This is a genomic window from Pusillimonas sp. SM2304 (genome assembly GCF_031628915.1).
Classification (GTDB): domain Bacteria; phylum Pseudomonadota; class Gammaproteobacteria; order Burkholderiales; family Burkholderiaceae_B; genus Pusillimonas_C.
The window spans coordinates 1,868,483-1,892,864 of record NZ_JAVLUJ010000001.1 but is presented as its reverse complement, the minus strand read 5'-3'; the positions used below and the strand labels follow the sequence as shown (position 1 = coordinate 1,892,864).

Here is a 24,382-nt window from a genome sequence, read left to right as displayed (position 1 = left end):
CCTAGGCGCCCTCGCCCAGTCGCCACCCGCTTCCGCTCACCGTTTCTATGCCCGTAAACCCATGCTCGGCCAGCATGCGCCGAAGGATGTGGACCTGACTGCGCAGCGCGTCTGAATTCGGTATCTCATGCCTCCATAGCGCGCGTTCCAGGCTTTCGCGGCTGATCAAGCGCCCCGGCTGCCTTAACAGCAGTTCCAGAATCTGCATCCCTTTTTTGGGCAGGCGCACTTCCTTGCCATGTATCCACACTTGCTGATTGCGCACAGACATGCGCAGCGCACCGTAACACAGTTCAGACAGGAAACCGGAGGCATTATCGGCGCGGCGCATCAAGGCCTTGATCCTGTACACCAGCTCATCAAGCGCAAACGGCTTGGTCAGATAGTCATCCGCGCCGACAGTGAATCCCACCTTCTTGTCTTCCAGGCTGCCCCGGGCAGTCAGAAAGATCACGGGTACTGTCGACTTCAGCGTTTCACGCAAATAGGCCAGAACGTGATAGCCATCTTTCCCCGGCAGCCCGATATCCAGCACCAGCAAATCGAAAGTCCGCTCGGCCAGGGCATGAATAGCCATATCGCCGTCATACACGACATCCGCCAAAAAACCCTCCATCTCGAGCGCCGTCAATAGGTTGCCTGCGAGCGGGGCGTCATCTTCGACCACCAGTATGGAATACGCAGAGTAGTACGCGCTATCTTTATTCATAAACTTTCAGCATAAAAAATCCTGCCGGCACCCGGGGCATGCCGTCTTGATGCACATCAAAACCAACTTGACGCTGGCTTCACAGACGTGACCATAGAATACTAATGCGAACCAATCTTATTCGCAAAATATAAGTAGGGTTGACCTGATTTTACCGGCGCAAGTCCAGATAACGCGGTGTGGCGTCCCGATGCCGCTGCACTGTGCGACCGGCATGCCGGTCAATCGGCTCGAGTCGTCATGCAGGCCAATCCGCCTGCTCACCGACATCTATTGTCTGGAAATAAAGGAAAGTGTATGTCAGTAGGAACGGTGCCAGATCATCCGGAATCGAATTGCCTGATTCCGACGGAATCTTTTGAAGGCGCATTTCGCAAATCCATGTTGGCCTCAGCAGTCGTGGGGGGCGCCATGGCAATCGCACCCGCTTTCGCGCAAAATACAGCCACGACGCTGGAACCCGTCACCGTTCAAGGTCAGGCTGTCAGTGACTATAAAGCGCCGGAAGCCGCCAGCTCGCCCAAGTTTACCGCGCCCCTGCTCGATACGCCCCGCTCGATCACTGTCATACCCGAAGAGCTCATCAAGGACCGCGGCGCCACCTCGCTGCAAGACGTGCTCAGAACCACGCCGGGTGTCACGCTGGGCTCCGGCGAAGGCGGCACGCCCACGGGCGACCGTCCATTTATTCGCGGCTACGAGGCCAGTACCGACATCTTCGTCGACGGCCTGCGCGACTATAGCCGGGGCTCGCACGAGATCTTCAACCTGGAATCCGTCGAGATCACCAAGGGCCCAAGCTCGGCCTATACAGGCCGTGGCGGTACCGGCGGCAGCATCAACCTGCAAACCAAAACGCCAAAGCTGAACGATTTCTTCGAGGTCTCCGCCGGTTACGGTACGGCTGACCAGTGGCGGACAACGGCCGATGGCAATATCGTCTTTTCCGATACGGGCGCATTCCGCCTGAACCTGATGAAAATGGGCGGCGAAGTCCCTGGCCGCGACGGCGTGACGGTTGACCGCTGGGGCGTTGCGCCCTCGCTGGCGTTCGGCCTGGGCACCCCCACGCGTGTCACGCTCAGCTATTCACACATCGAGAACAACGACATGCCCGATCTGGGCATCCCCTTTGCCAACGCCGCGAACCCTGATCGCAAGACGCCGCCCAAGGTAGACCGCGACAATTTCTATGGCCGCCACAACGCGGACTTCCGGGAAAACGTCTTCGATACGGCTACCGCGCGCGTCGAGCACGACATCACCAGCAACGTGACCCTGCGCAATACGACGCGCTACGGCACAACACTTAACCACTACCTGATGACCCGTCCGTCGTTCGACAATTGCAGCGCGGGCGACGGCGCCCCATGCAGCACCGAAGGACAGGGCGCGCAATTTACCCGCAGCGATCGCGCGCGCTGGCGCAGCTCCGAATCCCTGGTCAACCAAACGGATATATTCGGCAGCTTCATGACCGGTACGCTCAAGCACAACTTTGCAGCGGGCTTCGAGATCAGCAAGGAAGATATCTATTCCAAAGCGATGTCGGGGCTGCCTTACAGCGATCTTCCGCGCGGCCAGCAGTTTGAGCTGGACGATCTGTACAATCCCAATCCCGGCGGCCACTACAACAACCGCATCACGCGCGGGCCCAAAACCAAAGATGGCGATATCAAGACAAGATCCCTCTATGTGCTTGACACCATTGACCTGAACGATCAGTTCTCGGTCAACCTGGGTGCGCGCTACGACAACTTCAAGGTCGACAACACCGAGGATTCGCGCAAAGATACGTTCTTCAACTACCAGTTGGGCCTGGTTTACAAGCCTGCGCCCAATGGCAGCATTTATCTTTCCTACGCAACGTCATCCAACCCCTCCGGCGAGAACCTGGGTCAGGCCGGCGGCGCGGACGGCCCTGCCGGCGGCGCCGCCATCCGCGACTTGAAGCCCGAGCGCAGCCGCAGCTGGGAACTGGGTACTAAATGGGATTTCTTGAATGATCGCCTGTCATTCACCGCGGCCGCATTCGAGACCAAAAAGACGGACGCACGCACCTATGATCCTGTTATCGATGAAGTCACGCTGGGCGGCAACAACCGGGTGCGCGGCATAGAGCTTGGCGTAACCGGTTCCATTACCCCGAAATGGGATGTCTGGGCGGGCTATACCTATCTTGATCCCAAGGTCCTGAAATACCAGAACGGCGCCAACAACTTCGACGGCAATCAGATGAAGTTCATCGCCAAACAAAGCGCAACGCTATGGAGCACCTACAAAGTGCTTCCCGAGCTGACGCTGGGCGGCGGTGTCTCATACTTGGGCAAACGCTATGCCGACGATGCCAACAACTATGAGTTGCCATCGCACGTACGCTACGACGCCATGGCCCGTTACGACGTCAACAAACAGTTTTCGCTGCAGTTGAACGTCAATAACATTTCGGACACGGAACTTTACGACGCATCGCACGTAGGTATTTTTGCCAATGTAGGCGCTGGGCGCTCTTACATGCTGACGGCCACTTACCGCTATGATTAATACGCGATAATGGCGTAGCGGCGAGCGATGATCCGCTCGCCTTTTTTTATGGACGACAAGGAGCAACAGGCATGCTGTTGAGCATTCCAGACATCATCTCGGCGGATGCGGCAAGGCAGATCGTCGGCCGCCTTGAAAAAGCGGACTGGAAAGACGGCAAAGGCACGGCGGGCCACCTGGCCGCAACGCAAAAGCGGAATGCCCAGCTGGACATCGCCGATCCGCTCGCCCAGCAGATCGGCGACCTGATCCTGTCGCAGCTTTCGCGCCACCCCACCTTCATATCGGCAACCTTGCCTTTGCGCATTCTTCCGCCTATGCTGAATCGCTACGCGGCCAAGGAAACGTATGGGGACCATATCGACAATTCCATCCGGACGATTCCGGCCACGCAGGAATATGTCAGGACCGATATTTCCGCCACGGTCTTTCTATCCGACCCGCAGGACTATGAAGGCGGGGAGCTGGTCATCAACGACACCTACGGTTCGCGGCCGGTCAAGCTTCCGGCCGGCCATATTGTGGTGTATCCGGGCACCAGCCTGCATCGGGTTAACCCGGTCGCAAAAGGCGTCCGGTATGCGGCTTTTTTCTGGGTCCAAAGCATGATTCGTGAAGATGCCCAGCGCGCATTGCTGTATGAACTGGACGCTGCCATCCAGTCGCTGACCGCAAAAGGCGCGGACCGGGAAGAAATCATCCGGCTGAGCGGCGTTTACCATAACCTGATCCGGACCTGGGCAAGCACCTGAACAACGCCGGGCCCGGGCCCACCCACAACCCATGAACAACACAACGCCATGACGAAGGACGCCGCAAACCCCACCTGCCTTGCCGATTACGAAGCGCTTGCCGCCCAAGCCCTGAATCCAAAAACGTGGGCTTATGTGCAAAGCGGCGCGGCGGATCAGCACACGTTCGCCCGCAACCAGCAAGCGTTTGCCGACATCCGCCTGGTGCCCCGCCATCTGTGCTCCATGCAAGGCGGCCACACCGCCCTTGAGCTATTCGGGACGACCTTCGATTACCCTATCCTGATTGCGCCCGTCGCGTACCAGCGGCTGGCTCATCCCGATGGCGAACAGGCAACCGTCCTGGCGGCATCGGCCATGCGCGCGGGCATGGTGGTCAGCACCTTGTCCAGCATGCCGCTGGAAGACCTGGCCCAGGCATCGTCAACGCCCTTGTGGTTTCAGCTGTACCTTCAAGCCGACAAGGCAGACAGCCTTGCGCTGATGCGCCGGACCGAAGCGGCGGGCTATGGCGCCATCGTGGTCACTATCGATGCGGCCCTGAATGGCTGCCGCAATGCCGAGCAGCGGGCGGGCTTTACGCTGCCGGACGCTATTTCCGCCGTCAATCTGAATGGCCAGCGCATCGCCGCACAGGCCATGAGCATCGCTGCGGGGGAATCCCTGTTTCAAAGCCAGCATGCCGCCCGATTCCATGGCTGGGACGACATCGAATGGGTCATCCAGCAATCGCGGCGGCCTGTTCTGGTCAAAGGCATTATGTCGCCTCACGACGCGCGCCGGGCCGTCCAGGCTGGCGCTGCGGGTTTGCTTGTATCCAATCACGGCGGCCGCGTGCTGGATACCGTCCCAGCCACCATCGAGGTTCTGCCCGCGATCATGGACGCCGCCGGCAATACGCCCGTGCTGCTGGACGGCGGCATCAGACGAGGAACCGACGTGCTGAAGGCGCTGGCCCTGGGCGCCAAAGCCGTCCTGCTTGGCCGCCCCATCATCCATGGCCTGGCGGTCAATGGCCCATCCGGCGTCGCCCACGTCCTGCATATTCTTCGCACGGAATTCGAAATGGCCATGATGCTTTGCGGCTGTAAAACCCTGGCCGATATCGACCGGTCCGTTATCTGGCCCCCCGACGCCTCGCCACGGCTGACGTCCAAATCAAGCCTCGACGCGTGAATGTAAGCTTGAAGTCAGCAATATTTCAGCTTTATGACAGTATGATTTAAGCATTAATTCAGCACTATTTAAGCTTAAGTTCAGCTAACGCCGCCGAAACAGCAGAAATGTTGTTTTGATGCAAATAACTCGACAGAATCCACCAGATTTACAAGCCGACGCAAAAACAACCAGCGTAATATAAATTAAGAAACAAGAATTATTCGCATGTTTGTTTAAGGAAAATCCCTGTGTCAAATCAAAATATCCCGTCCCCCGCCGGCAGCTTGGGGCTGAGCGGAGGGCTTGCTGTTGCGCTGGCCACCCCCTCGCTGTTCCTGAGTCCTTCAGCTATTGCCCAGACAAGCAATCAAGACAAGCCCAGCCAGTTGGCGCCCATTGAAGTCCAGGGTGAAGTGGTCAATGAATACAACGTGAAGCAATCCGCTTCGCAGAAGTTCACCGCGCCGCTGGTCGACACGCCCAAATCGGTGCAAGTCATTCCACAGGAAGTCATCCGCGACCAGGCCGCATCATCACTGACCGACGTGCTGCGCAACACACCGGGCATCACCTTCGGCGCCGGCGAGGGCGGCAACCCGCTGGGAGACCGCCCCTTCATTCGCGGCTACGACGCGCAAGGCAGTACGTTTGTCGATGGCTTGCGCGATATCGGCGCCACCTCGCGCGAGGTGTTCAATCTGGAGCAAGTGGAGGTCGTCAAGGGGTCGGACGGCGCATACGGTGGACGCGGCGGCGCCGGAGGCAGCATCAACCTGATCAGCAAGACCGCCAAGCTGGATAACTTCACCAACGCCAGCCTGGGCGTCGGCACGGACAATTATTATCGCAGCACGGTCGACGGCAATTGGCAGTTGACCGACACCGCGGCCTTCCGCCTGAACGGCATGTTCCACTCGGCCGATGTGGCGGGGCGCGATATGGTGGACAACAAGCGCTGGGGGATTGCGCCCACCATTTCGTTCGGCCTGGGTACGCCCACCCGCGTCACCATGAGTTATTACCATCTGGATACCGACGATCTGCCCGACAGCGGCATCCCGTATGCATTTGAGCGGCCCCGAGTCCATGTCATGGGCCCGTTGAACGTGGATCGCGACAACTTTTACGGCCTGAGCAGCGACTATCGCAAGACCACCAGCGACATGGCGACACTGGGTATCGAGCACGACCTGAACGATAAACTCACGCTGCGCAACACCACCCGTTATACCCATTCGGATCAGCGCTATGTCTGGACCCAGCCCGACGACACGCAAGGCAACGTCGTGAATGGCCTGGTCTGGCGGCGCGCCAATACCCGCGACAGCGCAGTCAAGAGCCTGGCCAACCAGACGGAACTGGTCGGCCAGGCGCAAACCGGCTCACTCAAGCACAGCTTCAACCTGGGTATTGAACTGTCGAAGGAAGCGGGACGAAAAGACAGCCTGGACATTGCCCGCGGCTCGGGAAGCGGCCCGAACAACGCATGCAATTTCGGCGTGGGCGCGGCATCCAACTACAATTGCACAAGCCTGTACAACCCCAATCCGCACGATCCATGGGTAAATACCGGTACCGGCGGCCCGACCGGAAACCGGGGCGATTCCGAAACGATCACAAAGTCGATCTACGCGTTCGACACCATCGAGTTCAACGAGCAATGGCAGGCTGGCCTGGGCATACGGGTCGATGACTATTCCACCCAATACACCCCAAGCGGCGCCGATACCATCGATCGCGATGACACGCTGGTGAATTATCAGTTGGGCCTGGTGTATAAGCCCACAGAGAACGGCAGCATCTATGTCTCTTACGCAACGTCTTCCACACCGGCAAACTCAATGCTGGGCGAAGGCAGCGAAAGCCAGTCGCTGACGCCCGGACGCGGCGGGGTCGGCATCAACGCCGCCGATATGGCTCCGGAAAAGAACAAAACCTATGAGATTGGCACGAAATGGGACTTTTTCGATAGCCGCATGAGCTTCACAACGGCGGTTTTCCGAACGGAAACGACCAATGCCCGTGTCACACTGGCCAACGGCGACTATGCGATGGCCGGCAAGAAGCAAGTCGACGGTCTTGAGCTGGGTCTTTCGGGCGCTATGACACCCAAATGGCATATTTTTGGCGGCTACACCTATTTGCGCAGCGAGCTGAAGAACAACGGCACGGGCAGCGCATCCGCCAACGATGGCAATGATTTCCCCAACACACCCCGCAACAGCTTCAGCCTGTGGTCGACCTACCAGCCCACCACGCAGCTGACCCTGGGCGCAGGCGCCTATTATGTGGATTCGCAGTACGGTGATCCCGCCAACAAGCTGGAAATTCCGTCGTACTGGCGCTTTGACGCCATGGCCGCCTATCGCTTCAACAAACACTTGAGCGCCCAGCTGAACGTGCTGAACCTGACCGACAAGACTTATTACGACAAAGCGTACGGCGCCCACTACGCGAATATCGCCCCGGGACGCAGCGCCATTCTTAACCTGAGCCTTTCTTACTAGACCCAGCTTTTCGTGCCCGCAGGGCGCGGATTACCGGGCTGGCCGCCGCATGATCCGTGGCGGCCAGCCCGGCACCGTTGCGTTACGATCGCGTAAGTTTCCGACATGAACGAAATCCCCATACGGACCTTCAATGCCACAACACCCGAGCAGTTTCGCCAAGTGCTGCATGGCCCCGCCGACGAAGCTGCCCGATGGATGGCGACCGCCGCCGAACATGGCGTCCTGGAGGCCCAGGTTCATTATGGGCAGATGCTGCTTGACGGACGGGGCGTAAAGCGGGACGCCGGACAAGCTTTCCAATGGTTCAGGCTGGCCGCAAATGCCGATCATGTGATGGCCATGAACATGACTGGCCGTTGCTACGAAAACGGCTGGGGCGTGCCGCACGACTTGATCATGGCCAATTACTGGTTCAAGCTGGCGGCTGAACGCGGCCTGGACTGGGGTATGTATAACTACGCCACATCCCTGGCGCTGGGCCGTGGCCTGCCCCACGACCGCGGCCAGGCCCTGCGCTGGTTACTGCGCGCGACTGCGCTGGGCCATGCAAAATCCTGGAATTTGCTGGGCGGCTTTCATGAAGATGGCTGGGAAGTGGACGCCGACTTGGATAAGGCCATGGAATGCTATCGCAACGCTGCGGAAGGCGGCGATTTTCGTGGCCAGTTCAACTATAGCCGGCTGCTGGCCGAGCAAAACCGCATGCGGGAAGCGGTGGACTGGATGCGGCGGGTGCCCGAAACGGCAACCGCCGCCTTTATGCAGAAAACACGCCTGTTTCTGGCGGACAGCAGGCACCATGCATTTCAGGCGCTCAGCGCAAGCCACCTGTTTCAGCCTTGACGTTCCGAAGCAACAGGCAGGCCGGCATACCGTCTTAGTTTTCGCAATAGGGTTCAAATTGCCCGGTGGCCGAATTGCGCAGGAACAACAGGCCTGTTGCCACGCCGAAATAAGCCCCATGCACCGTTAACCGCCCATCTTGCACGCGTTGCTGAACGGCCGGAAAAGTCAGCAGATTGGCCATGCTGTGCTCGACCACCGCCCACTCCAGCCGCCTGATCCAGCCTTGACGGTCATCGCCAGGAGCCCCCAGCCGCTCGGCCACCGGGGCAATCTGCGACATCCATTTCCCGATAAAGTCGCGCTTGGTCAGCGGCGGCGCTTGATCGGCGAAGGCCTTGACGCCTCCACAGCTTGCATGGCCCAGCACCACGATATGCTTGACCTCAAGGGCGTTGACCCCGAATTCAATGGCCGCGCTGGTTCCATGGAAGGACTCTTCCGTATCGGACTCGCAAGGAGGAACCAAATTGGCAATGTTGCGGATCACGAACATCTCGCCCGGACCGGCATCGAAAATGGTTTCGGGCGCGACCCTGGAGTCACCACAGCCAATAATCATGATTTCCGGATGCTGACCTTTTTCGGCTAATTCTTCGTAGCGCTCTCGCTCGCGCGTCAAGCGTCCGTCAAGAAATGCTTTATAACCGTCGGTGAGCCGTTGAGGAAACATGATTGCGCCTTGATGAGTGGAATTCTTGTCATTTTACGTCCATGACCGCGGCACAGAAAAATTCCTTATTTATTATTTAACTAGGCGCTGCCCGGCGCGGACGCCAGGGCAATCGCCATTTTCCGGCCGCCTTCAATAACGCCGCTCCGGCGCAGCGGGCTCAGTACGCTCAGCGGGGGTATCGCCGCCGCTGGCGCCTGTTTCCTGCTCGGCGGTGTCTTCAGGCAGCGATGCCGGCGCGCCGCCCTTGGGCAAAGCGTACGCCACAACATAATCGCCACGGTCGGGCGACTGACGCGCGCCCCCTGCGGTGGTGACGACGAACTGGCGGCCGCTCGCTGGCGAAAGATAGGTCATGGGAGTCGCCTGCGCGCCGACAGGCAAACGGCCCTTCCAGATTTCTTCGCCATTGGCGATGTCAAAGGCGCGCAGATAGTAATCCTGCGTACCCGAGAAGAAGACCAAGCCACCTGCGGTGCTCACGGCCCCTGACAAGGTCGGCATGCCCAGCGGCACCGGCGCGCGCACTTTGAAGCCATGCATGACGACATCTTCGACCGTACCCAAGGGACGTTGCCAGACGATTTTGCGGGTTTTCAGGTCGATACCGGTCAGTGTGCCCCAGCTTGGCGGCTGGCACGGAACATCCAGAAAGGAATTGAAAGGCCCCTTGAAAGCCTGATAAGGCGTGCCCTTCTGGACATGTACGCTGAAGCCTTTACCCAATTCCCCACGACGCGCCTCGGCGTCTTCCTGGGGAACCAGCCAGACGACCTGGGCTTGGCGAATGTCATTGACGATCAGCAAGCCATTGGTTTCGTCGACCGAGACGCCACCCCAGTTCATACCGCCGTAGAACCCGGGGTAAATCAGCGTGCGCTCACCGGTCACCTTGGTAAACGGACCGTCATAGCGCGCTTCACGGAACTGGATGCGGCAATACAACTGATCGAAGAACGTGGCGCCCCACATGCTTTCCTCGGTCAGGACATCCGTGCCGATAGAAGGCATCCCTACCGAAAATGGCTGGGTCTTTGCAATCTTGTCGCCTTCCATAAAGGATTGCGGAACGGGCTTTTCTTCGATCTCGGCAATGGGTTCGCCCGTACGGCGGTCAAGCATGAAGATCTGGGCGGTCTTGGTGGCAAGAATCAAGGCCGGCGTCACACCGCCGCCCTCGTTGGGCAGGTCGTACAAGGCGGGCGGCGTCCCGTTGTCATAGTCCCAGGTATCCAGATACACCGTCTGCCGATGCCAGACTTCCCGTCCGCTTGCAAGATCAAGCGCCACGACGGACGTCGAGTATTCATTCGTCGCATCTGAACGATGCCCGGCCCAGAAGTCGGGCGTGCCGTTGCCAATGGGCAAATAGATCATGCCCAGCTTTTCGTCGACCGCCGGCGTGCTCCAGAAATTGGGCGTGCCTCGTGTATAAGTTTCGCCCTCAGGCGGCAATTTGGTAATGTCAGGGTTGCCCAGATCCCAGGCCCAGGCCAGCTCGCCCGTATCGGCATCAAATGCCCGCACGACACCCGAAGGCTCGCCTGTTTCACGGCCATCCCATACCCAGCCGCCCACGACAATCAGCCCGCCCGCCACGGTGGGTTGCGAGGTGGGCATGTAATACCAGGCTTTCAGCTCACCCATCCCTACCGTCAGGTCGACGGCACCGTGCTGACCGAAGGATTCGCACAGCTCGCCGGTTTTTGCATCCAGGGATAAAAGCTGCGCTTTCATTGTCGTGGTGATGATACGCGTCGAGCACATGTCGGACGGCGCCGCAGGGGCAGCAGGTTCGTTCGCGCCGGCGTCCAATACGCTGGATGCGGGCGCCGGTTCATCGGGCGCCGGCTCATAATAGGCGACCCCACGGCAGCGATTCCACATCTTGTTGCTTTCGACCTTCGGGTCGAACATCCAGCGTTGCTCGCCCGTTTCGGCATCCAAGGCAAAGACCTTGTTCCGCGGCGTGCACAAATAAAGCGTATCCCCGACCTGGATGGGCGTATTCTGGTCTTCAGAACCTTCTATCGCCTGCTCACCCGTCTGGAACGTCCAGGCGACTTCAAGCTCATTCACATTATCGCGGTTGATTTGCTGGTAGGGCGCATAGCGTGTGCCAGCCGCCGATTTGCCATAGTACTTCCAGCTATTGTCTGGATCGCTCGGGTCGGTGACAACCGGCGGAGCGCTGGCCAGCTCCACGGTATTCGAAATGACCCCGTGCGGCGTGAACATCGAGACCCCTCCGGCCACCAATACGGCCAGCTGTGCCGCCGCCGCGGCATAGGCGACGCGGCAAGGCCTTCCCGTCAAGCGGGGAACCAGCAATGCGGCGACCAGGCCCAGGACAAGGATCGGCGCCATGCGCGGCACCCAGCCCCAGAAGGTCGTGCCGATTTCAGCGTATGCCCAGACAACCGTGGCGGCAAAGACCGCCGCATACAGCCAGGCGCCAAGAACATGCCGCCGGGCATAGAGCACGCCGGAAAGGACCATCGCGATGCCCGCGGCCAGGTAATACCAGGAACCGTCCAGCGCAACCAGCCGGATACCGCCCAGCGCAAGAACCAGGCCGATAACGGCCAAAATAATGCCAAATAAAGTAGTAGGCCAGCGGCCTTGATTTCCAGCGTGGTTGCCCAAGGACATAACGACTCCTGATTGTCGGCGATCAAGTCGCCAAATATGCGCATCCTGCAAGGACGAGCATTACTGCGTTTGGGACCATTATACGAACCGGGGCATTCATCCATGCACCCATCGCCAGGCGCCAAAAATAAAAAGCATCATTGCCTCAAAGACGCGGCAATAGCCTGCCCAATGGAAGCGATGGCGGCATTGCGCTCATCCATGGATGCGTCGGTTTCCGTCAAGTAGATGGGCGTGCGCTGAGAGGCGATCGCCCCCTCGGCGTTAATCTATTCCGGGCTGCATAACAGCTATTTCGTTCTTGTATGTAAGGTAAATATGCCTTACATACAAGATGTATTGAATAGGAGGTTTCTGAAAAAATGCTAACGTTGACTGTCACGGCAAAAGGCCAAGTTACCTTCAAGCGGGAATTGCTAAAGCATCTAGGTGTCATGCCCGGCGACAAACTTGAAATCGACAAACTGCCCGATGGCAGAATATCGATAAAGGCGGCCAAATCAGGCGGTAAGATCCGCAACGCCTTCGGCATTCTGGCAGATAAGAACACAAAAAATATCACGCTGTCTATTGAAGAGATTGACGCGCTGACCCAGGATGCATGGGCCGGCAAGAAATGAAGATCACAGCCGATACAAACGTGCTTTTACGCTTTCTGCTTAACGATGATCGCAAGCAAGCAGCAGCGGCGAGCAAAGCCCTCAACAGCGCGTCCGTGGTCGCTATCGCCCTGCCTGCTTTGTGTGAAGTCGTTTGGGTATTGTCGCAGGGCTACAAAATAGCCGCTTCAGATATTGCTGACGCCCTGGAGGCTTTACTTGACAGCGAAAACGTCGAAGTGAACCGTGGCGCAGTGGATGCAGGCCTGGACCTGCTAAGGGCGGGTGGCGATTTTGCCGATGGTGTTATTGCTTTTGAAGGGATGGCACTTGGCGGGTCGATTTTTATCTCGTTCAACAAGAAAGCCATTTCCTTGCTGAAAAAACGCGGAAATGCGACACGGCTCTTAACCTAGGATGTAATTGCTGTCGATTGTCATTGTCGAGTTGCAAACTGAATGGCGTAATTGCCAAACTCAGTGAGTCCCTGACCGGTGTATCACCCCAAAGCGTTCTGCCAAGGCTGAAAGCCGCTTATCCAATGTCCAGAGCTCTGTTTGCGGCGTCATCATGGCCGAAGCCAAGAGCAGCATATCAACCAGCCCGCAGCCTAAACCGTAAAGCTTTTCGGATTCAACGAAGTCCAAGGTTTCTTTCAGGGTTGCTTGCTGAGAGTGCCGTAGGCTATCGAGGTCGACCAGAATACGTGCCCGATCGGGTGGGGTTCCACAGGCCAGTTCACCAAGGACCATGGGGTGCACCATGACACGATCGCGCTCCAGCAAATAGACCAATCCCTGATTCTTGCGCCGGAAGTGATCGACCCATACCGACGTATCAATCAATACACCATTCATGCTTCGGGGGGCTCCTGCCGGCGGCGCGGTATATCAGGCATCTGCGGCGCCTCCCCCCCGAGCGCCGCAAGCCGTTTGGCAGACTGAACACGCACGTACGTCTTGACGGCTTCACGAATAAGATCGGCTTTTTCAATACCCGGGTCGGCGACTTGCAGCGCTCTTTCAAACAACGCATCGTCAATCGTTACTGTGGTTCGCATGCTTGCCTCTACTCATCCTGCATCAATATGCGCATCATGTTACATCAAAACTGTGCTTGCACCTGGGTTTCCTTGTGTTCTTCCTACCACCTCATCCGAAAGCCCACCCGTCCGGCAATGGAGTAGCTGTCTGCAAACCGGTTCAGGCTGGTGTTGACCAGGCCTTCGCCATAGATCGAGTACTTGTCGTCATCCCAGTTGTAAGAGCCGCCTATGCCCAGGCTGGCCCATAAGGGGTCGTTGCGGCTGGCGAAGCGCTTGTCGGCCACGTTGACTTTTGTCGCGCCCAGGAATTCGTAGTGCAGGTTGGCCAACCCATACACATGGGTACGGATAGGTGTACCGCGAGCATTGAATCGCGAACTTTCGTGGTCAAGCGTTACGCCCAGGCGCCCCTGTAAGCTTTCTCCATGGCCGTTGCTGACGCGCGCGCCGAATGTATCGGTGAACGTGTCGAAATCGACGTTGGAGTAAACCACTTGGGCCTGTGGGGTAACGGACCAGGCAGAGTCCAAGACGATGCGTTTGCCGCCTTCGATGGATGTGGCGTAGCCGAAGCCGTCATTGCCTTGGGTGAGGCTTCTGCGGGCAAGCCTGGAGTCCAGGTCGCTGTCGTACCACGTCATGCGCGCTTGGCCGTCAAGATAAAAGCCGCTTTTGCTGTACCAGGTCAGGGTGCCTCCGACGCCGTAGCCATCGGTGCTGATCTCTCCGTCGCCATGCGCGGACTTGGTGTTGCTTTTACCGTGGGTATAGTGAACGGCCAACCCGCCTATCAGTTTGCCGTCCTTGGACTCGTCCAATACGCGGTCCACGCCGATCTGAAGCCTGAAAATATCTTGGTCGTAGCGGGTGTCCGAGGTGGTGGAATGCGGCTTGATGTGGGTGTGGGCGCCTTCCAAGCGGCCCCATACGCCGTTGCCTTCGATCGCCACGCCAGCGGTGTCGGCCGAGGTGTCCGGTTTATCGGCCAGATCGGCGCCCCGGCCAAGCGAATTGCCTGCGCCGGTCCAAGAGCGATTGCCGACACGCTGCTGCAAAGTGGGTACGCTGTTCAAAGCGAGCAGCGCTTGCGGGTAGGCCTCATACGAGGGAACGCCTGCCTGATAAAGTGGTGCTGCCGGGCGCTTCGGGTTGGCCGGTTCTCCCGTCTCTTGGGGGCTCAGCTGCGAACGCAGGTACCAGTCGCCATCGTCGGGCGTCGATACGCCCCCTTGATGAAGTTGATAAGCATAAGCGCCCGCAACAATAGCGGGCTTGTTGTTGACTGCATAGTCGCCAATGAGTGAAAAAACACCGTCCGACTGGCCACCGACCCCAATGACCCGAATACCTTCGGCGGTGGGCGCGCCGGTGCCGTTGACATTATTGACGAGCAAGCGTGTCGTGCCGACTGTATCGCCGCCAACAAGTAGTGTATCGGTTCTGGAATTGTCGTCGCCCAGAACGGTATCGATCTGCAAGCTGCCATTCGTACCGACGTAATGACCGGCGATCGTCATCGCATCGCCCGCCGCGGCATCTTGCATGTTGATCAGGCCGGCATTGCTCACGTCACCGCTGACAGAATAGATGCCCGTCCCACCGCCTCGCGTGGCAAAGGAAGAAGTGGTGTCAATATTGAGCCTGCCGTCCAAGGCAAGCGCGGCCATGCCATCGAGCGTGGCGCCGTTGCTCAGAAAGACGCCGGTATTGTCTTCGTTGGCCATACCGACTTTCCAGGCACCGTCATTGATGGACAGTGTGCCGCCATCAAGATTGACGACTTCCCAATTGACCAGGTGGCTGCCGTGAGTACCCGCATTGACGCCACGCAGATTAAGCGTGTCGACCATGCCGTCGGCGACAGATGTGTCATCGCCGCCGTCCAAGACCTGGCTGCCGTCATAGGCAAGCGCGCTGATGGTGGCAGTGTCGGAGCCATCCAGGCCGTAGAAACCGCTGCCGAATGTGCCGCCGCTCCAGTTGAAGGTGTCATTGCCTTCGTTATTGGCCAGGCCGTCACTGCTTTGTGCATTGCCTGGATCATCACCAAAGATATCGCCGGCGTACGCCCCGCCCACCAAGTTGAAGGTGTCGTCGTTGGGACCAAGATGCGCATCGCCCGTGACTTGCCCCGCGCTTGTCACCACGACGCTCCCGGCGCCGAGATGCTGTATCGCAAGGCCTGACGAGGCGCTCAAGGTTGCCGGCGAGGCAATGTCAATGGCAGTTGCGCCCGCAGCGGCGGTTAATATGCCTGCTCCGGAGCCGCCGCGTACTGCGCCGTTAAGGGCGACGCTGGTTACGCCCATTCCGCTGTTCGATGCGAGAATGCCGTAAGTTCCGCCGGTAATGGATCCAGCGGACTGCATCACGGAGAGGCCGGAGGTGTTGCTGCCGTTGCTCACAGAAACACCGGAACCCGTGGCGTTGATGGTCCCGGCGGTTGTGACATGGGTGGATCCGCTGCCGCTGTTGCTTCCGTATATTCCAGACCCATTGGCAGTGATAGTCCCGGCTGCCTGGCTTATGCGGACATCTTTTCCATTGCTGCTATTGAAGCCAGCAAGGCCTGCCCCTTGGCCTGTCGTGGTCACATCGCCTGCACTACTGATGGTTACGGATCCGGTGCCTTGATTGTTTCCGTAGATGCCGTAGTAGTGGCCGGAGACCATCCCGCTTGTTTGGGTCAGCGTAATATCGGTCGCCGACGACGCGTTGTAGGCATAAACGCCATAGGTATCCCAATATGCAGCGGCTTCGTCGCCTGCGGTCTGAACCACAGTGCCAGCGGTCATAATGGAGGTGCGCCCGGTTCCGTAATTGTCTACGCGTATACCATGCGAAACGCCGGTGATCGTTCCTGCGGTCTGCTCTATGATCACATCGGTGGCGGCGGCATCGTTATACGCCATAATGGCAAAATCCCCAGTGCCCGTTACGTCGCCGGCAACGGTAAGCCTGTTCGAGCCAGCGCCATATTTTTTTGAGTTGATGCCCGTTGCGCCTATGATGGCGCTTCCGCTGTCTTGCGAGAAGACCAGACTGCTGCCGGAGCCTGTTATATCAAAGCCGTCGCCGCTGCTGTTTATGTTTAGTGTGCTGTCGGCGATGATAACCAAGGGACCCGTTGAACCTGTTAGCACTTCGCCACTAGAGGCGCCTGAGCAAAGATAACTGCCGTCGAATTGCCCGGCACACGCTGCCCAGGCTGAATCGACCGCGCCCGTCCACGATGCCGGAAGCAACACAGGTGCGAAAGCAATACCTGCGACACGAGCGGCCATAAAACCAAATGACCTTGAAACCTTATGACCACAGATATCATTATTTGTCATTGGCTCTCCCTTGCACAACATTCGGTTTTAAGTTGAATTATTTCGCTGCAATGACGTTCATCCTAAGTCATCACGATGAATTTTTGAAAAAAACTTGCAGCAACTTAATGAAACTTAACAGTATTCGTTGTTCAAAATGGGGAGGACTAATATTTGTTATGCCATGTTGGCGACCCAATCTTCAATTCTTAAGCCGGGTACGCGCTCGAACGCGCGGCGGTTGTTGGTCACAACAATCAGCCCCTGAGAGCGGGCATGGCCTGCGATCATCTGATCATAGGGGCCAATCTGCTTACCCTCGCGGACAAGCTCAGCGCGAATCTGCCCTGTGTGGGCCGCGGCTTCGGGGTCATACTTGAGCACTTCCAGGCGAGCCGCGAAGCCTTCAATGGGTAAATTCAACCGAAAAGTTCGCTGTGTGAGCCAAGTCGCGCCAACCTGAGTGTGTCAGCATCGGACTTGCGATAGATCAGCAGCAGATCGGGCTTAATGTGGCATTCACGGTAGCCTGCCCAATCACCGATCAGGTCATGGTCACGGTATTTGGCATCAAGGGGCTGGTCGGTTGCTAACGCTACTAGAACAGGGCGTAAATCACTATCGAGCGTGTTCCTGTGACGACCTTTAGCTTCGCGTTTGTAATCTCGCTTAAATGACGAAGCGCGATCAATCAACCTCATGCAGGTCTGCCATCAGCTCGTCAACGCTGCCAAACCGCTTACCTTTACCGGCTTCAAGCTCAGCAATGGCCTTGCTTGTAGTCTTGTTAGGCACCTTCACCTCAAAGGGCAAACGACGTTCATCAGCCACGCGCAGCATCAGTAGCCGGATGGCATCCGAAATGGAGAGGCCCATGGCCTCAAGCGCAGCGGCGGCACGTTTCTTGGTATCGCTATCGATCCGAGCGCGTACATAAGTATCTGCGGTGCTCATAGGGGCTCCAAATAAATCTGTTTCAGCGCCTTTATTGTAGTCACAACGAGACTACACAACAAGCGTTTTGCAAAACCCCGCATCGGGTCGATTGCTAAGCTGAATGACGTAATTGCCAAACTCAATGACAATCGACAGAAAATCGACACATGGCGTATTTGTAACAAACACGCAGCCCCCTCTTGAAGATCCGCACATCGTCCTTATAATTAGCACTCGAAGGGGCGGAGTGCTAACATCGCCCCTCTGCCTTTATTGTTAATCATTTATTGAACAGGAGTTCCTCCATGGCACTGCGTCCTTTGCATGATCGCGTGATCATCAAGCGTCTGGACAACGAGCGCACTACCGCCTCGGGTATCGTCATCCCTGAAAGCGCGACTGAAAAGCCCGATCAGGGTGAAGTCATTGCTGTCGGTCCCGGCAAACGGTCTGACGACGGCAAAGTTCAGCCTGTTGACCTGAAAGTAGGCGACAAGGTTCTGTTCGGCAAATATGCCGGCCAAACGGTCAAGGTTGATGGCGAGGAAGTGCTCGTCATCCGCGAGGAAGAAATCCTCGCCGTGGTTCTTTAATCGCAACCGAGTCAATCAAGGAATTTTACAATGGCTGCTAAACAAGTTTTATTTGGCGATGATGCCCGCGTACGTATCGTTCGTGGCGTAAATACGCTCGCCAACGCTGTAAAAACCACTCTGGGCCCCAAAGGCCGCAACGTGGTGCTCGACCGCTCTTTCGGCGCCCCCACCGTCACTAAAGACGGCGTGTCGGTTGCCAAAGAAATCGAACTGAAAGACAAGTTTGAAAACATCGGCGCCCAACTGGTCAAGGAAGTGGCTTCCAAGACTTCCGACAACGCTGGCGACGGCACCACGACGGCAACCGTCCTGGCCCAGTCCATCGTTGAAGAAGGCCTGAAATACGTTGCCGCCGGCATCAACCCGATGGATCTGAAGCGCGGTATCGACAAAGCCGTTGGCGTCGCCGTCGAAGAACTCAAGTCCCTGTCCAAGCCTTGCACCACCAGCAAGGAAATCGCCCAGGTCGGCTCCATTTCGGCCAACAGCGATTCGTCTATCGGCGAAATCATCGCCAACGCCATGGACAAAGTCGGCAAGGAAGGCGTGATCACCGTTGAAGACGGCAAGTCGCTGGACAACGAACTGGACGTCGTCGAAGGCATGCAATTCGACCGCGGCTACCTGTCGCCCTACTTCATCAACAACCCCGACAAGCAAGTTTCCGTGCTTGAAGATCCGTATGTCCTGATTTTCGACAAGAAAATCAGCAACATCCGCGACCTGTTGCCCGTGCTCGAGCAAGTGGCCAAGTCCAGCCGTCCTTTGCTGATCGTTGCCGAAGACGTCGAAGGCGAAGCCCTGGCTACGCTGGTGGTCAACAACATCCGCGGCATCCTGAAAACGACTGCTGTCAAGGCCCCTGGCTTCGGCGATCGCCGCAAGGCCATGCTGGAAGACATCGCCATCCTGACCGGCGGCGTCGTAATCTCGGAAGAAACCGGCATGTCGCTTGAAAAAGCCACGCTGGAAGACCTGGGCCAGGCCAAGCGCATTGAAGTGGCCAAAGAAAACACCATCATCATCGATGGCGCCGGCGACGGCAAATCGATCGAAGCGCGCGTCAAGCAGATTCGCGTTCAGATCGAAGAAGCCACTTCCGACTACGACCGTGAAAAACTGCAAGAGCGCGTTGCCAAACTGGCAGGCGGCGTTGCCGTGATTCGCGTTGGCGCAGCCACCGAAGTCGAAATGAAGGAAAAGAAAGCCCGCGTTGAAGATGCCTTGCATGCCACGCGCGCTGCCGTCGAAGAAGGCATTGTTCCTGGCGGCGGTGTTGCACTGATCCGCGCCAAGGCCGCTATCGCCAAGCTCAAGGGCGACAACGTCGATCAGGAAGCCGGCATCAAGCTGGTCCTGCGCGCCGTCGAAGCGCCGCTGCGCACCATTGTTGCCAACGCAGGCGACGAGCCCAGCGTTGTGGTCAATAATGTGGCCAATGGCAAGGGCAACTACGGTTACAACGCCGCTACCGGCGAATACGGCGACCTGGTTGAGCAAGGCGTGCTGGACCCCACCAAGGTGACCCGCACCGCACTGCAAAACGCTGCCTCGGTAGCCAGCCTGTTGCTCACGACGGAAGCCGCTGTGGCCGAAATCGCTGAAGACAAGCCCGCTCCCGCCATGCCCGACATGGGTGGCATGGGCGGCATGGGTGGCATGGGCGGCTTCTAAGCCACCACTGCCGCACCGTCCCGGGCGCCACGCGCCCGGGCAACGCCAGCAAAAAAGCCTCCGAATCATTGTTCGGAGGCTTTTTTTTGCCATCAGGCCGCCGGAAGCATCCCGGCGCTCTTTACATATATTGCTCGATCACGCCCTGAGCGATCAGTTCGTCTATCTCGGTATCCAGGTATCCCTGCTGTAACAGCACTTCGCGGGAATGCTGCCCCAGGACAGGCGCGGCGCGCTTCACGCCGCGTGGCTGCTTGTTGAAGGTTACCGGGTAGGCGATGTGCGCGACTTCGCCAAGCGCCCTATGATGGCTCTTGACAACAATATTACGCGCCCTGACTTGCTCATGGTCCAAGGCCTCGGCCAGGGTTTGTATAGGCGAAACAGGCACGCCCGCCGCCCGCAGGATATCAATCCATGCTTTAGTGCCGCGGGTGCGCAAGCGGTCTTCCACCAAGACACAGGTTTGCGCAAAGTTCCGCACCCTGTCGGCGTTGGTGGCAAAGCGCGGATCGGCCACGTATTCCTCTAGGCCGGCGCAGCGGCAAAATTTTTGCCATAGCCTATCGTTGCCGACCCCGAGCATCAGCGAGCCATCCGAGGTTGCAAAAGCCTGATAGGGGCACAACGACGGATGGGCCGTGCCCATTCGCGCCGGGATCGCGCCCGACGCCCAGTAGTTGTGGGCCATATAGCCCATGTACCCCATTGCCGTGTCCAGCAGCGACACTTCGACATACGCCCCCTGGCCCGTATTCTTTCTGTGGAGCAAAGCCGCCAATATGCCCGATACCGCATGCAGGCCCGTGCCCAGGTCCACCGGCGAGAAACTGACCCGGGCGCATTCGCCGTCGGAAGCGCCAATACTGCTGACCATGCCGCTGAACGCCTGGAGCATGACGTCGTAACCCGGCTCCGCGCCCAGGGGGCCATCGCGGCCATAGCCGGAAATTTCGCAATAAATCACATTCGGCGCAATGCCCTTCAGCGTCTCGTAATCGACACCCAAACGCCTGGCCGTACCCGAACCGAATCCCTGAATGACCACATCGGCATCACGCGCCAGGCCGCAAAAAACAGCCTTCCCGCGCTCGCTCTTGAGATCAAGGGCAAGGCTTCTTTTGTTGTGATTGACCGCCATAAAGCTGGCGGACTCGCCGCCCCGCTTGGGCGTCCACGCGCGCGCATCATCGCCCATGGCAGGCGGCTCGATCTTGATGACATCCGCGCCCAGGTCCCCCAGGTACTGGGCGCACAAGGGGCCTGCCAGCACCTTGCTGAGATCCAGAATCTTTACTCCATCCAAAGGCAACATAAATAACGGCTTCCTGGCAATAAGTTAACGTGTCCGCTTGCGCAAAAGATATTTCTGCAGGCCGTCCATGACCACCTCTTCACGCTGATTCCTGACTTCAGAACGCAGGACGAGCACCCCTGTGGTGTTCCCCGGAATCATCTCCACGACTTCCAGCGAGGCATACAAGGTATCCCCCACAAACACAGGCTTCAGGAAACGGCTGCTCTGCTCGATGAAAGCCTTCAGCGATTCTTCAACCATATGGGGAAACAGGCCGGCGCCCGCCGCGGTCTGGATAAGCACCTGGAAACCGTGCGCAAGCATGTCGGGCATCCCGTGCGCACGGCAATACTCCACGTCGTAATGCACGGGATGGTTGTCCCCGCTGGCCATCTGGAAAGCAGCGAATAGCGCATCCGTCATGGTCCGGGAAGGAATATTGAAGCGTTCCCCCTGCTTGAAGTCTTCAAAGTAGCGCTGTTCGCAAAGTTGATGTGAGATCACGGTGTTCTCCTGAATCGGATAAATGTTCAGTTGCTGGACATATCGGAGGCTTTGACGACATCGCGCCATTTATTGATTTCAGCATCGATAAACGTGTCCAGATCGGCAGGGCTGGGCTGCTTTTCCAGCACCAGACCCATGGTATTGGCCTTTTCCTTCAGCCCTTCGTCTTGCAGCGCAGCCTCGAGACTGGACCTGAGCTTTTCAATGACTTCAGCAGAAGTGCCTTCACGGACAAGCGCTGCATTCCATGTGTACGCTTCGTACCCGGGCAGGTATTCGGCAAGAGCGGGAACATCAGGCGTTTGCGGCAAACGATCCTTCATCGTCGTGGCAAGCAGCCTTACCGTACCGGCATGCACTTGCGCCAAGCCGGTGGGCGCGCTGTCAATCATGAACTGGGCATGCCCCCCGATCACATCGGCCATGGCGGGCGCGCTTCCGCGATAAGGCACATGAATGGCATTGAACTTGCCGGTGTAATTAAGCAAGGCGCCGCCCAAATGAGGCGCGCTGCCAATGCCCGCCGACGCATAGTTCACTTGGCCGGGGTTGCCCTTCAGGTAATCGAAGAAGTCGGTGATGGATTGAACGGGAACATCGTTGTTGACCACCAGTACCAGCGGCGCGCGGGCAGCCAGGCCCACGGAAGAAAAATCCTTGATGGGGTCATAGCTCAGGCTGGCATGCAAACTGGGATTGACGGAATGCGCAACCGTCGCCAACAGGACGGTGTATCCGTCGGGCGCCGACTTGGCCACTGCTTCGGTTCCCAGCATGGTGCCGGCGCCGGCTTTGTTTTCCACAATCATGGTAGTCCCAAGCTTTTTGCCCCAGACATCGGTGAGCGCCCGGGCAAATGTGTCGGTAGGCCCGCCCGCCGCGTAGGGCACCACCAGCTTGATGGGTTTATCAGGATAAGCGGCCTGTGCGGAAACCGATGCGAGCAAGGAAATGCCGCAGGAAGCGATGGCCAAGCAGACACGAAATTTCATTTTTTTTATCGTCCTTTTAAAGAATCAAAGTTGAACTCCTGACCCCACTATAGGGCCGGCCATTCCGCAGGGTCCAGTTGAAATTTACGCCACATGGATTAGATTTTTTCTAACCGAAGATATAATTTCCGGTCCCGGGCAACTATCAGAAAGGGGTCTGAATTGCGGTACGAACTCACCGATCTTCGCGTGTTCATGGCGATTGCCAACGCAAAAAGCCTGACGAATGGCGCGCTGGACATGCACATGACGGCGCCAACCGCCAGCTATAGATTAAAAAATCTGGAACAGGCACTGGGCGCGTCATTGTTCAACCGCACGCCCAAAGGCATGGCCCTGACCTCGGCCGGCGAAACGGTTTATCGCTATTGCCAAACCGTCCTGTCGAATATCGACCGGCTGCACGGTGAAATGAGCCGCTATACATCAGGGGCTGTCGGGCAAATCCGCGTCTTCGCCAACAGCAGCACGCTCAGCCAGCTTCCCATTCCCTTAAGCCGCTTCCTTGCGGCTTATCCGAATGTGAACATCGATCTGGAAGAACACTTGAGCGATGAAACCGTCAGGGCGGTGCAAGAAGGCATCGCGGACATTGGCCTGGTGGCCAGCGTCGTGCATCTGCGCGGCCTGGAATCGATCGTCTACGGGCATGAAGAGCTCGTCCTGATCACTGTGCCGGGCCATCCACTGACAAAGCAAAAACGCGTCACCCTTGATATGGCGCTTCAGCACGACGTGGTGTCCATCGGCCGGAACAGCAGCAATTTTCTTTACTTGCAGCAGATTGCGAACAGTTTGGGCTGCCACCTGAACGTACGCGTGCATGTGCCCAACTTCGGCGCAGCGCTGCGCTGTGTGCAGCAAGGGGTGGGCATCACCCTGATACCGCGCTCTATTGCCCAACCCGCCGTCGATGAAAAGCGGGTCGATGTGGTCCGGCTGGATGAGCATTGGACGATGCGGCAACAGATGATCGTGGCCCGGTCGATGGCCACCCTGCCTGACTACGCTAAAGCATTTACCCGGCATCTGCTTGATTATTCCAGCGAGCACCAGGAACAGACAAATCACTTGGAACAATTCCGGTAACCTTATGCTTGCACACTCCGTGGGCAGATCGCGCTTCATTACCTACCCCTTCACATCTCGAGTACCATTCGTTTATGGATTCCCCCTATAAAAGCAAAGGCGGCTTGGGCCGTCTGGTCAACGCCCTGCGCTATTCAGCCCAAGGCCTGGGCGCGGCATTTCGGCACGAGGCTGCTTTTCGCCAAGAACTGCTGCTGGTGGCCGTTCTGGCGCCCGTGGCGATCTGGCTGGGCCGCAGCCTGGGCGAAATCGTGATGCTGCTGGGCACACTGTTTTTCGTATTGGTGGTCGAGCTGCTGAACTCCGGCCTGGAAGCATTGGCCGACACCATCACCCTGGAAGACCACCCTTTGATCGGCCGCGCCAAAGACCTGGGCAGCGCCGCCGTCATGCTGTCCATTCTGTTTGGCACCCTGGTGTGGCTAAGCGTGATCGCTTCGCATTTCCTGGCCGCCTAGCCATTGCACGGCAAAGCGCCCCGCAGCGCCGTGG

Annotated in this window: 23 protein-coding genes and 1 pseudogene; 11 read left to right on the top strand and 13 right to left on the bottom strand. The window is 57.9% G+C overall.

Annotation, left to right across the window (positions count from 1 at the left end; all coding sequences use genetic code 11):
- Nucleotide 1 precedes the first annotated feature (1 nt).
- Complete coding sequence (locus RE432_RS08855; RefSeq protein ID WP_310932966.1) at nucleotides 2-709, bottom strand: response regulator transcription factor; 708 nt, start codon at nucleotides 707-709, stop codon at nucleotides 2-4.
- A 411-nt stretch (nucleotides 710-1,120) separates the two neighbouring features.
- On the opposite strand from RE432_RS08855, the gene RE432_RS08850 reads away from it, so the two are divergent.
- The 5 genes from RE432_RS08850 to RE432_RS08830 all read left to right on the top strand — a co-directional run bounded on the left by RE432_RS08850 (nucleotide 1,121) and on the right by RE432_RS08830 (nucleotide 8,516).
- Complete coding sequence (locus RE432_RS08850; RefSeq protein WP_310932964.1) at nucleotides 1,121-3,253, top strand: TonB-dependent siderophore receptor; 2,133 nt, start codon at nucleotides 1,121-1,123, stop codon at nucleotides 3,251-3,253.
- Nucleotides 3,254-3,324: 71 nt separating this feature from the next.
- The gene (locus RE432_RS08845; RefSeq protein ID WP_310932963.1) at nucleotides 3,325-4,005 is read left to right on the top strand and encodes a Fe2+-dependent dioxygenase; all 681 of its coding nucleotides are present in this window, start codon (nucleotides 3,325-3,327) and stop codon (nucleotides 4,003-4,005) included.
- Between the two features lie 48 nt (nucleotides 4,006-4,053).
- The gene (locus RE432_RS08840; RefSeq protein WP_310932962.1) at nucleotides 4,054-5,181 is read left to right on the top strand and encodes an alpha-hydroxy acid oxidase; all 1,128 of its coding nucleotides are present in this window, start codon (nucleotides 4,054-4,056) and stop codon (nucleotides 5,179-5,181) included.
- A gap of 311 nt (nucleotides 5,182-5,492) precedes the next feature.
- Nucleotides 5,493-7,670 (top strand): TonB-dependent receptor, encoded by a 2,178-nt coding sequence (locus RE432_RS08835; RefSeq protein ID WP_409079838.1) that lies wholly within the window; start codon nucleotides 5,493-5,495, stop codon nucleotides 7,668-7,670.
- A 105-nt stretch (nucleotides 7,671-7,775) separates the two neighbouring features.
- The gene (locus RE432_RS08830; RefSeq protein WP_310932960.1) at nucleotides 7,776-8,516 is read left to right on the top strand and encodes a tetratricopeptide repeat protein; all 741 of its coding nucleotides are present in this window, start codon (nucleotides 7,776-7,778) and stop codon (nucleotides 8,514-8,516) included.
- Between the two features lie 34 nt (nucleotides 8,517-8,550).
- Here the strand turns inward: RE432_RS08830 and RE432_RS08825 are convergent, their stop codons facing one another.
- From RE432_RS08825 to RE432_RS19605, 3 genes and pseudogenes are all read right to left on the bottom strand, one after another.
- Entirely contained in the window at nucleotides 8,551-9,189 is a 639-nt protein-coding gene (locus tag RE432_RS08825) for a carbonic anhydrase (RefSeq protein ID WP_310932959.1), read from the bottom strand.
- Nucleotides 9,190-9,321: 132 nt separating this feature from the next.
- Nucleotides 9,322-11,841, bottom strand: a complete 2,520-nt coding sequence (locus tag RE432_RS08820) for a membrane-bound PQQ-dependent dehydrogenase, glucose/quinate/shikimate family (protein WP_310932958.1) — start codon at nucleotides 11,839-11,841, stop codon at nucleotides 9,322-9,324.
- Nucleotides 11,842-11,978: 137 nt separating this feature from the next.
- Nucleotides 11,979-12,071, bottom strand: a pseudogene (locus tag RE432_RS19605) (class A beta-lactamase LEN-27); the annotation flags it as partial.
- A gap of 132 nt (nucleotides 12,072-12,203) precedes the next feature.
- Here RE432_RS19605 and RE432_RS08815 point away from each other — a divergent pair.
- Together RE432_RS08815 and RE432_RS08810 are read left to right on the top strand one after the other, a co-directional pair.
- The gene (locus RE432_RS08815) at nucleotides 12,204-12,461 is read left to right on the top strand and encodes an AbrB/MazE/SpoVT family DNA-binding domain-containing protein (RefSeq protein ID WP_310932957.1); all 258 of its coding nucleotides are present in this window, start codon (nucleotides 12,204-12,206) and stop codon (nucleotides 12,459-12,461) included.
- Entirely contained in the window at nucleotides 12,458-12,856 is a 399-nt protein-coding gene (locus RE432_RS08810; RefSeq protein WP_310932956.1) for a type II toxin-antitoxin system VapC family toxin, read from the top strand. Before RE432_RS08815 ends, RE432_RS08810 begins: the two co-directional genes overlap by 4 nt.
- 60 nt (nucleotides 12,857-12,916) lie before the next feature.
- On the opposite strand, the gene RE432_RS08805 is transcribed toward RE432_RS08810, so the two are convergent.
- From RE432_RS08805 to RE432_RS08780, 6 genes are all read right to left on the bottom strand, one after another.
- Nucleotides 12,917-13,297 (bottom strand): PIN domain-containing protein, encoded by a 381-nt coding sequence (locus tag RE432_RS08805; protein WP_310932955.1) that lies wholly within the window; start codon nucleotides 13,295-13,297, stop codon nucleotides 12,917-12,919.
- Complete coding sequence (locus tag RE432_RS08800; RefSeq protein ID WP_310932954.1) at nucleotides 13,294-13,500, bottom strand: type II toxin-antitoxin system VapB family antitoxin; 207 nt, start codon at nucleotides 13,498-13,500, stop codon at nucleotides 13,294-13,296. Before RE432_RS08800 ends, RE432_RS08805 begins: the two co-directional genes overlap by 4 nt.
- Before the next feature lie 83 nt (nucleotides 13,501-13,583).
- A complete protein-coding gene (locus RE432_RS08795; protein ID WP_310932952.1) occupies nucleotides 13,584-16,820 on the bottom strand; it encodes an autotransporter outer membrane beta-barrel domain-containing protein in 3,237 nt (1,078 codons plus the stop codon).
- A gap of 156 nt (nucleotides 16,821-16,976) precedes the next feature.
- Nucleotides 16,977-17,222 (bottom strand): PIN domain-containing protein, encoded by a 246-nt coding sequence (locus tag RE432_RS08790; RefSeq protein ID WP_310932951.1) that lies wholly within the window; start codon nucleotides 17,220-17,222, stop codon nucleotides 16,977-16,979.
- Nucleotides 17,219-17,500 carry a type II toxin-antitoxin system YafQ family toxin gene (locus RE432_RS08785; RefSeq protein ID WP_310932950.1) on the bottom strand — a complete coding sequence of 94 codons (282 nt, stop codon included), beginning with the start codon at nucleotides 17,498-17,500 and terminating at the stop codon, nucleotides 17,219-17,221. Before RE432_RS08785 ends, RE432_RS08790 begins: the two co-directional genes overlap by 4 nt.
- A complete protein-coding gene (locus RE432_RS08780; protein ID WP_310932949.1) occupies nucleotides 17,487-17,753 on the bottom strand; it encodes a type II toxin-antitoxin system RelB/DinJ family antitoxin in 267 nt (88 codons plus the stop codon). The genes RE432_RS08785 and RE432_RS08780 overlap by 14 nt, the downstream gene beginning before the upstream one ends.
- 287 nt (nucleotides 17,754-18,040) lie before the next feature.
- Between RE432_RS08780 and RE432_RS08775 the strand changes: the two genes are divergently transcribed.
- Nucleotides 18,041-18,328 carry a co-chaperone GroES gene (locus tag RE432_RS08775; protein WP_013744695.1) on the top strand — a complete coding sequence of 96 codons (288 nt, stop codon included), beginning with the start codon at nucleotides 18,041-18,043 and terminating at the stop codon, nucleotides 18,326-18,328.
- 30 nt (nucleotides 18,329-18,358) lie between these two features.
- The gene (groL, locus tag RE432_RS08770) at nucleotides 18,359-20,005 is read left to right on the top strand and encodes a chaperonin GroEL (RefSeq protein WP_310932947.1); all 1,647 of its coding nucleotides are present in this window, start codon (nucleotides 18,359-18,361) and stop codon (nucleotides 20,003-20,005) included.
- Nucleotides 20,006-20,126: 121 nt separating this feature from the next.
- Here groL and RE432_RS08765 read toward each other — a convergent pair whose 3' ends face one another.
- From RE432_RS08765 to RE432_RS08755, 3 genes are read right to left on the bottom strand one after another with little or no spacing between them, the layout of a single operon-like run.
- A complete protein-coding gene (locus RE432_RS08765; protein ID WP_310932946.1) occupies nucleotides 20,127-21,320 on the bottom strand; it encodes a CoA transferase in 1,194 nt (397 codons plus the stop codon).
- A 24-nt stretch (nucleotides 21,321-21,344) separates the two neighbouring features.
- Nucleotides 21,345-21,806, bottom strand: coding sequence for a MaoC family dehydratase (locus tag RE432_RS08760; protein WP_310932944.1), 462 nt, complete (start codon nucleotides 21,804-21,806; stop codon nucleotides 21,345-21,347).
- A 26-nt stretch (nucleotides 21,807-21,832) separates the two neighbouring features.
- Nucleotides 21,833-22,801: a tripartite tricarboxylate transporter substrate binding protein gene (locus RE432_RS08755; RefSeq protein ID WP_310932943.1), complete on the bottom strand. Its 969-nt coding sequence runs from the start codon at nucleotides 22,799-22,801 to the stop codon at nucleotides 21,833-21,835.
- Nucleotides 22,802-22,963: 162 nt separating this feature from the next.
- Here RE432_RS08755 and RE432_RS08750 point away from each other — a divergent pair, with 162 nt between their 5' ends.
- On the top strand, nucleotides 22,964-23,890 hold the full coding sequence (locus RE432_RS08750; RefSeq protein ID WP_310932942.1) for a LysR family transcriptional regulator: 927 nt from the start codon (nucleotides 22,964-22,966) through the stop codon (nucleotides 23,888-23,890).
- A gap of 74 nt (nucleotides 23,891-23,964) precedes the next feature.
- Nucleotides 23,965-24,348 (top strand): diacylglycerol kinase, encoded by a 384-nt coding sequence (locus RE432_RS08745; RefSeq protein ID WP_310932941.1) that lies wholly within the window; start codon nucleotides 23,965-23,967, stop codon nucleotides 24,346-24,348.
- Nucleotides 24,349-24,382: the final 34 nt, after the last annotated feature.

Excerpts from the sequence above, each read along its gene's own strand:
- RE432_RS08855 (WP_310932966.1), bottom strand. The coding sequence starts at position 709 with ATGAATAAAGATAGCGCGTACTACTCTGCGTATTCCATACTGGTGGTC.
- RE432_RS08850 (WP_310932964.1), top strand. The coding sequence starts at position 1,121 with ATGGCAATCGCACCCGCTTTCGCGCAAAATACAGCCACGACGCTGGAA.
- RE432_RS08845 (WP_310932963.1), top strand. The coding sequence starts at position 3,325 with ATGCTGTTGAGCATTCCAGACATCATCTCGGCGGATGCGGCAAGGCAG.
- RE432_RS08840 (WP_310932962.1), top strand. The coding sequence starts at position 4,054 with ATGACGAAGGACGCCGCAAACCCCACCTGCCTTGCCGATTACGAAGCG.
- RE432_RS08830 (WP_310932960.1), top strand. The coding sequence starts at position 7,776 with ATGAACGAAATCCCCATACGGACCTTCAATGCCACAACACCCGAGCAG.
- RE432_RS08825 (WP_310932959.1), bottom strand. The coding sequence starts at position 9,189 with ATGTTTCCTCAACGGCTCACCGACGGTTATAAAGCATTTCTTGACGGA.
- RE432_RS08820 (WP_310932958.1), bottom strand. The coding sequence starts at position 11,841 with ATGTCCTTGGGCAACCACGCTGGAAATCAAGGCCGCTGGCCTACTACT.
- RE432_RS08815 (WP_310932957.1), top strand. The coding sequence starts at position 12,204 with ATGCTAACGTTGACTGTCACGGCAAAAGGCCAAGTTACCTTCAAGCGG.
- RE432_RS08810 (WP_310932956.1), top strand. The coding sequence starts at position 12,458 with ATGAAGATCACAGCCGATACAAACGTGCTTTTACGCTTTCTGCTTAAC.
- RE432_RS08805 (WP_310932955.1), bottom strand. The coding sequence starts at position 13,297 with ATGAATGGTGTATTGATTGATACGTCGGTATGGGTCGATCACTTCCGG.
- RE432_RS08800 (WP_310932954.1), bottom strand. The coding sequence starts at position 13,500 with ATGCGAACCACAGTAACGATTGACGATGCGTTGTTTGAAAGAGCGCTG.
- RE432_RS08795 (WP_310932952.1), bottom strand. The coding sequence starts at position 16,820 with ATGACAAATAATGATATCTGTGGTCATAAGGTTTCAAGGTCATTTGGT.
- RE432_RS08785 (WP_310932950.1), bottom strand. The coding sequence starts at position 17,500 with ATGAGGTTGATTGATCGCGCTTCGTCATTTAAGCGAGATTACAAACGC.
- RE432_RS08780 (WP_310932949.1), bottom strand. The coding sequence starts at position 17,753 with ATGAGCACCGCAGATACTTATGTACGCGCTCGGATCGATAGCGATACC.
- RE432_RS08775 (WP_013744695.1), top strand. The coding sequence starts at position 18,041 with ATGGCACTGCGTCCTTTGCATGATCGCGTGATCATCAAGCGTCTGGAC.
- groL (WP_310932947.1), top strand. The coding sequence starts at position 18,359 with ATGGCTGCTAAACAAGTTTTATTTGGCGATGATGCCCGCGTACGTATC.
- RE432_RS08765 (WP_310932946.1), bottom strand. The coding sequence starts at position 21,320 with ATGTTGCCTTTGGATGGAGTAAAGATTCTGGATCTCAGCAAGGTGCTG.
- RE432_RS08755 (WP_310932943.1), bottom strand. The coding sequence starts at position 22,801 with ATGAAATTTCGTGTCTGCTTGGCCATCGCTTCCTGCGGCATTTCCTTG.
- RE432_RS08745 (WP_310932941.1), top strand. The coding sequence starts at position 23,965 with ATGGATTCCCCCTATAAAAGCAAAGGCGGCTTGGGCCGTCTGGTCAAC.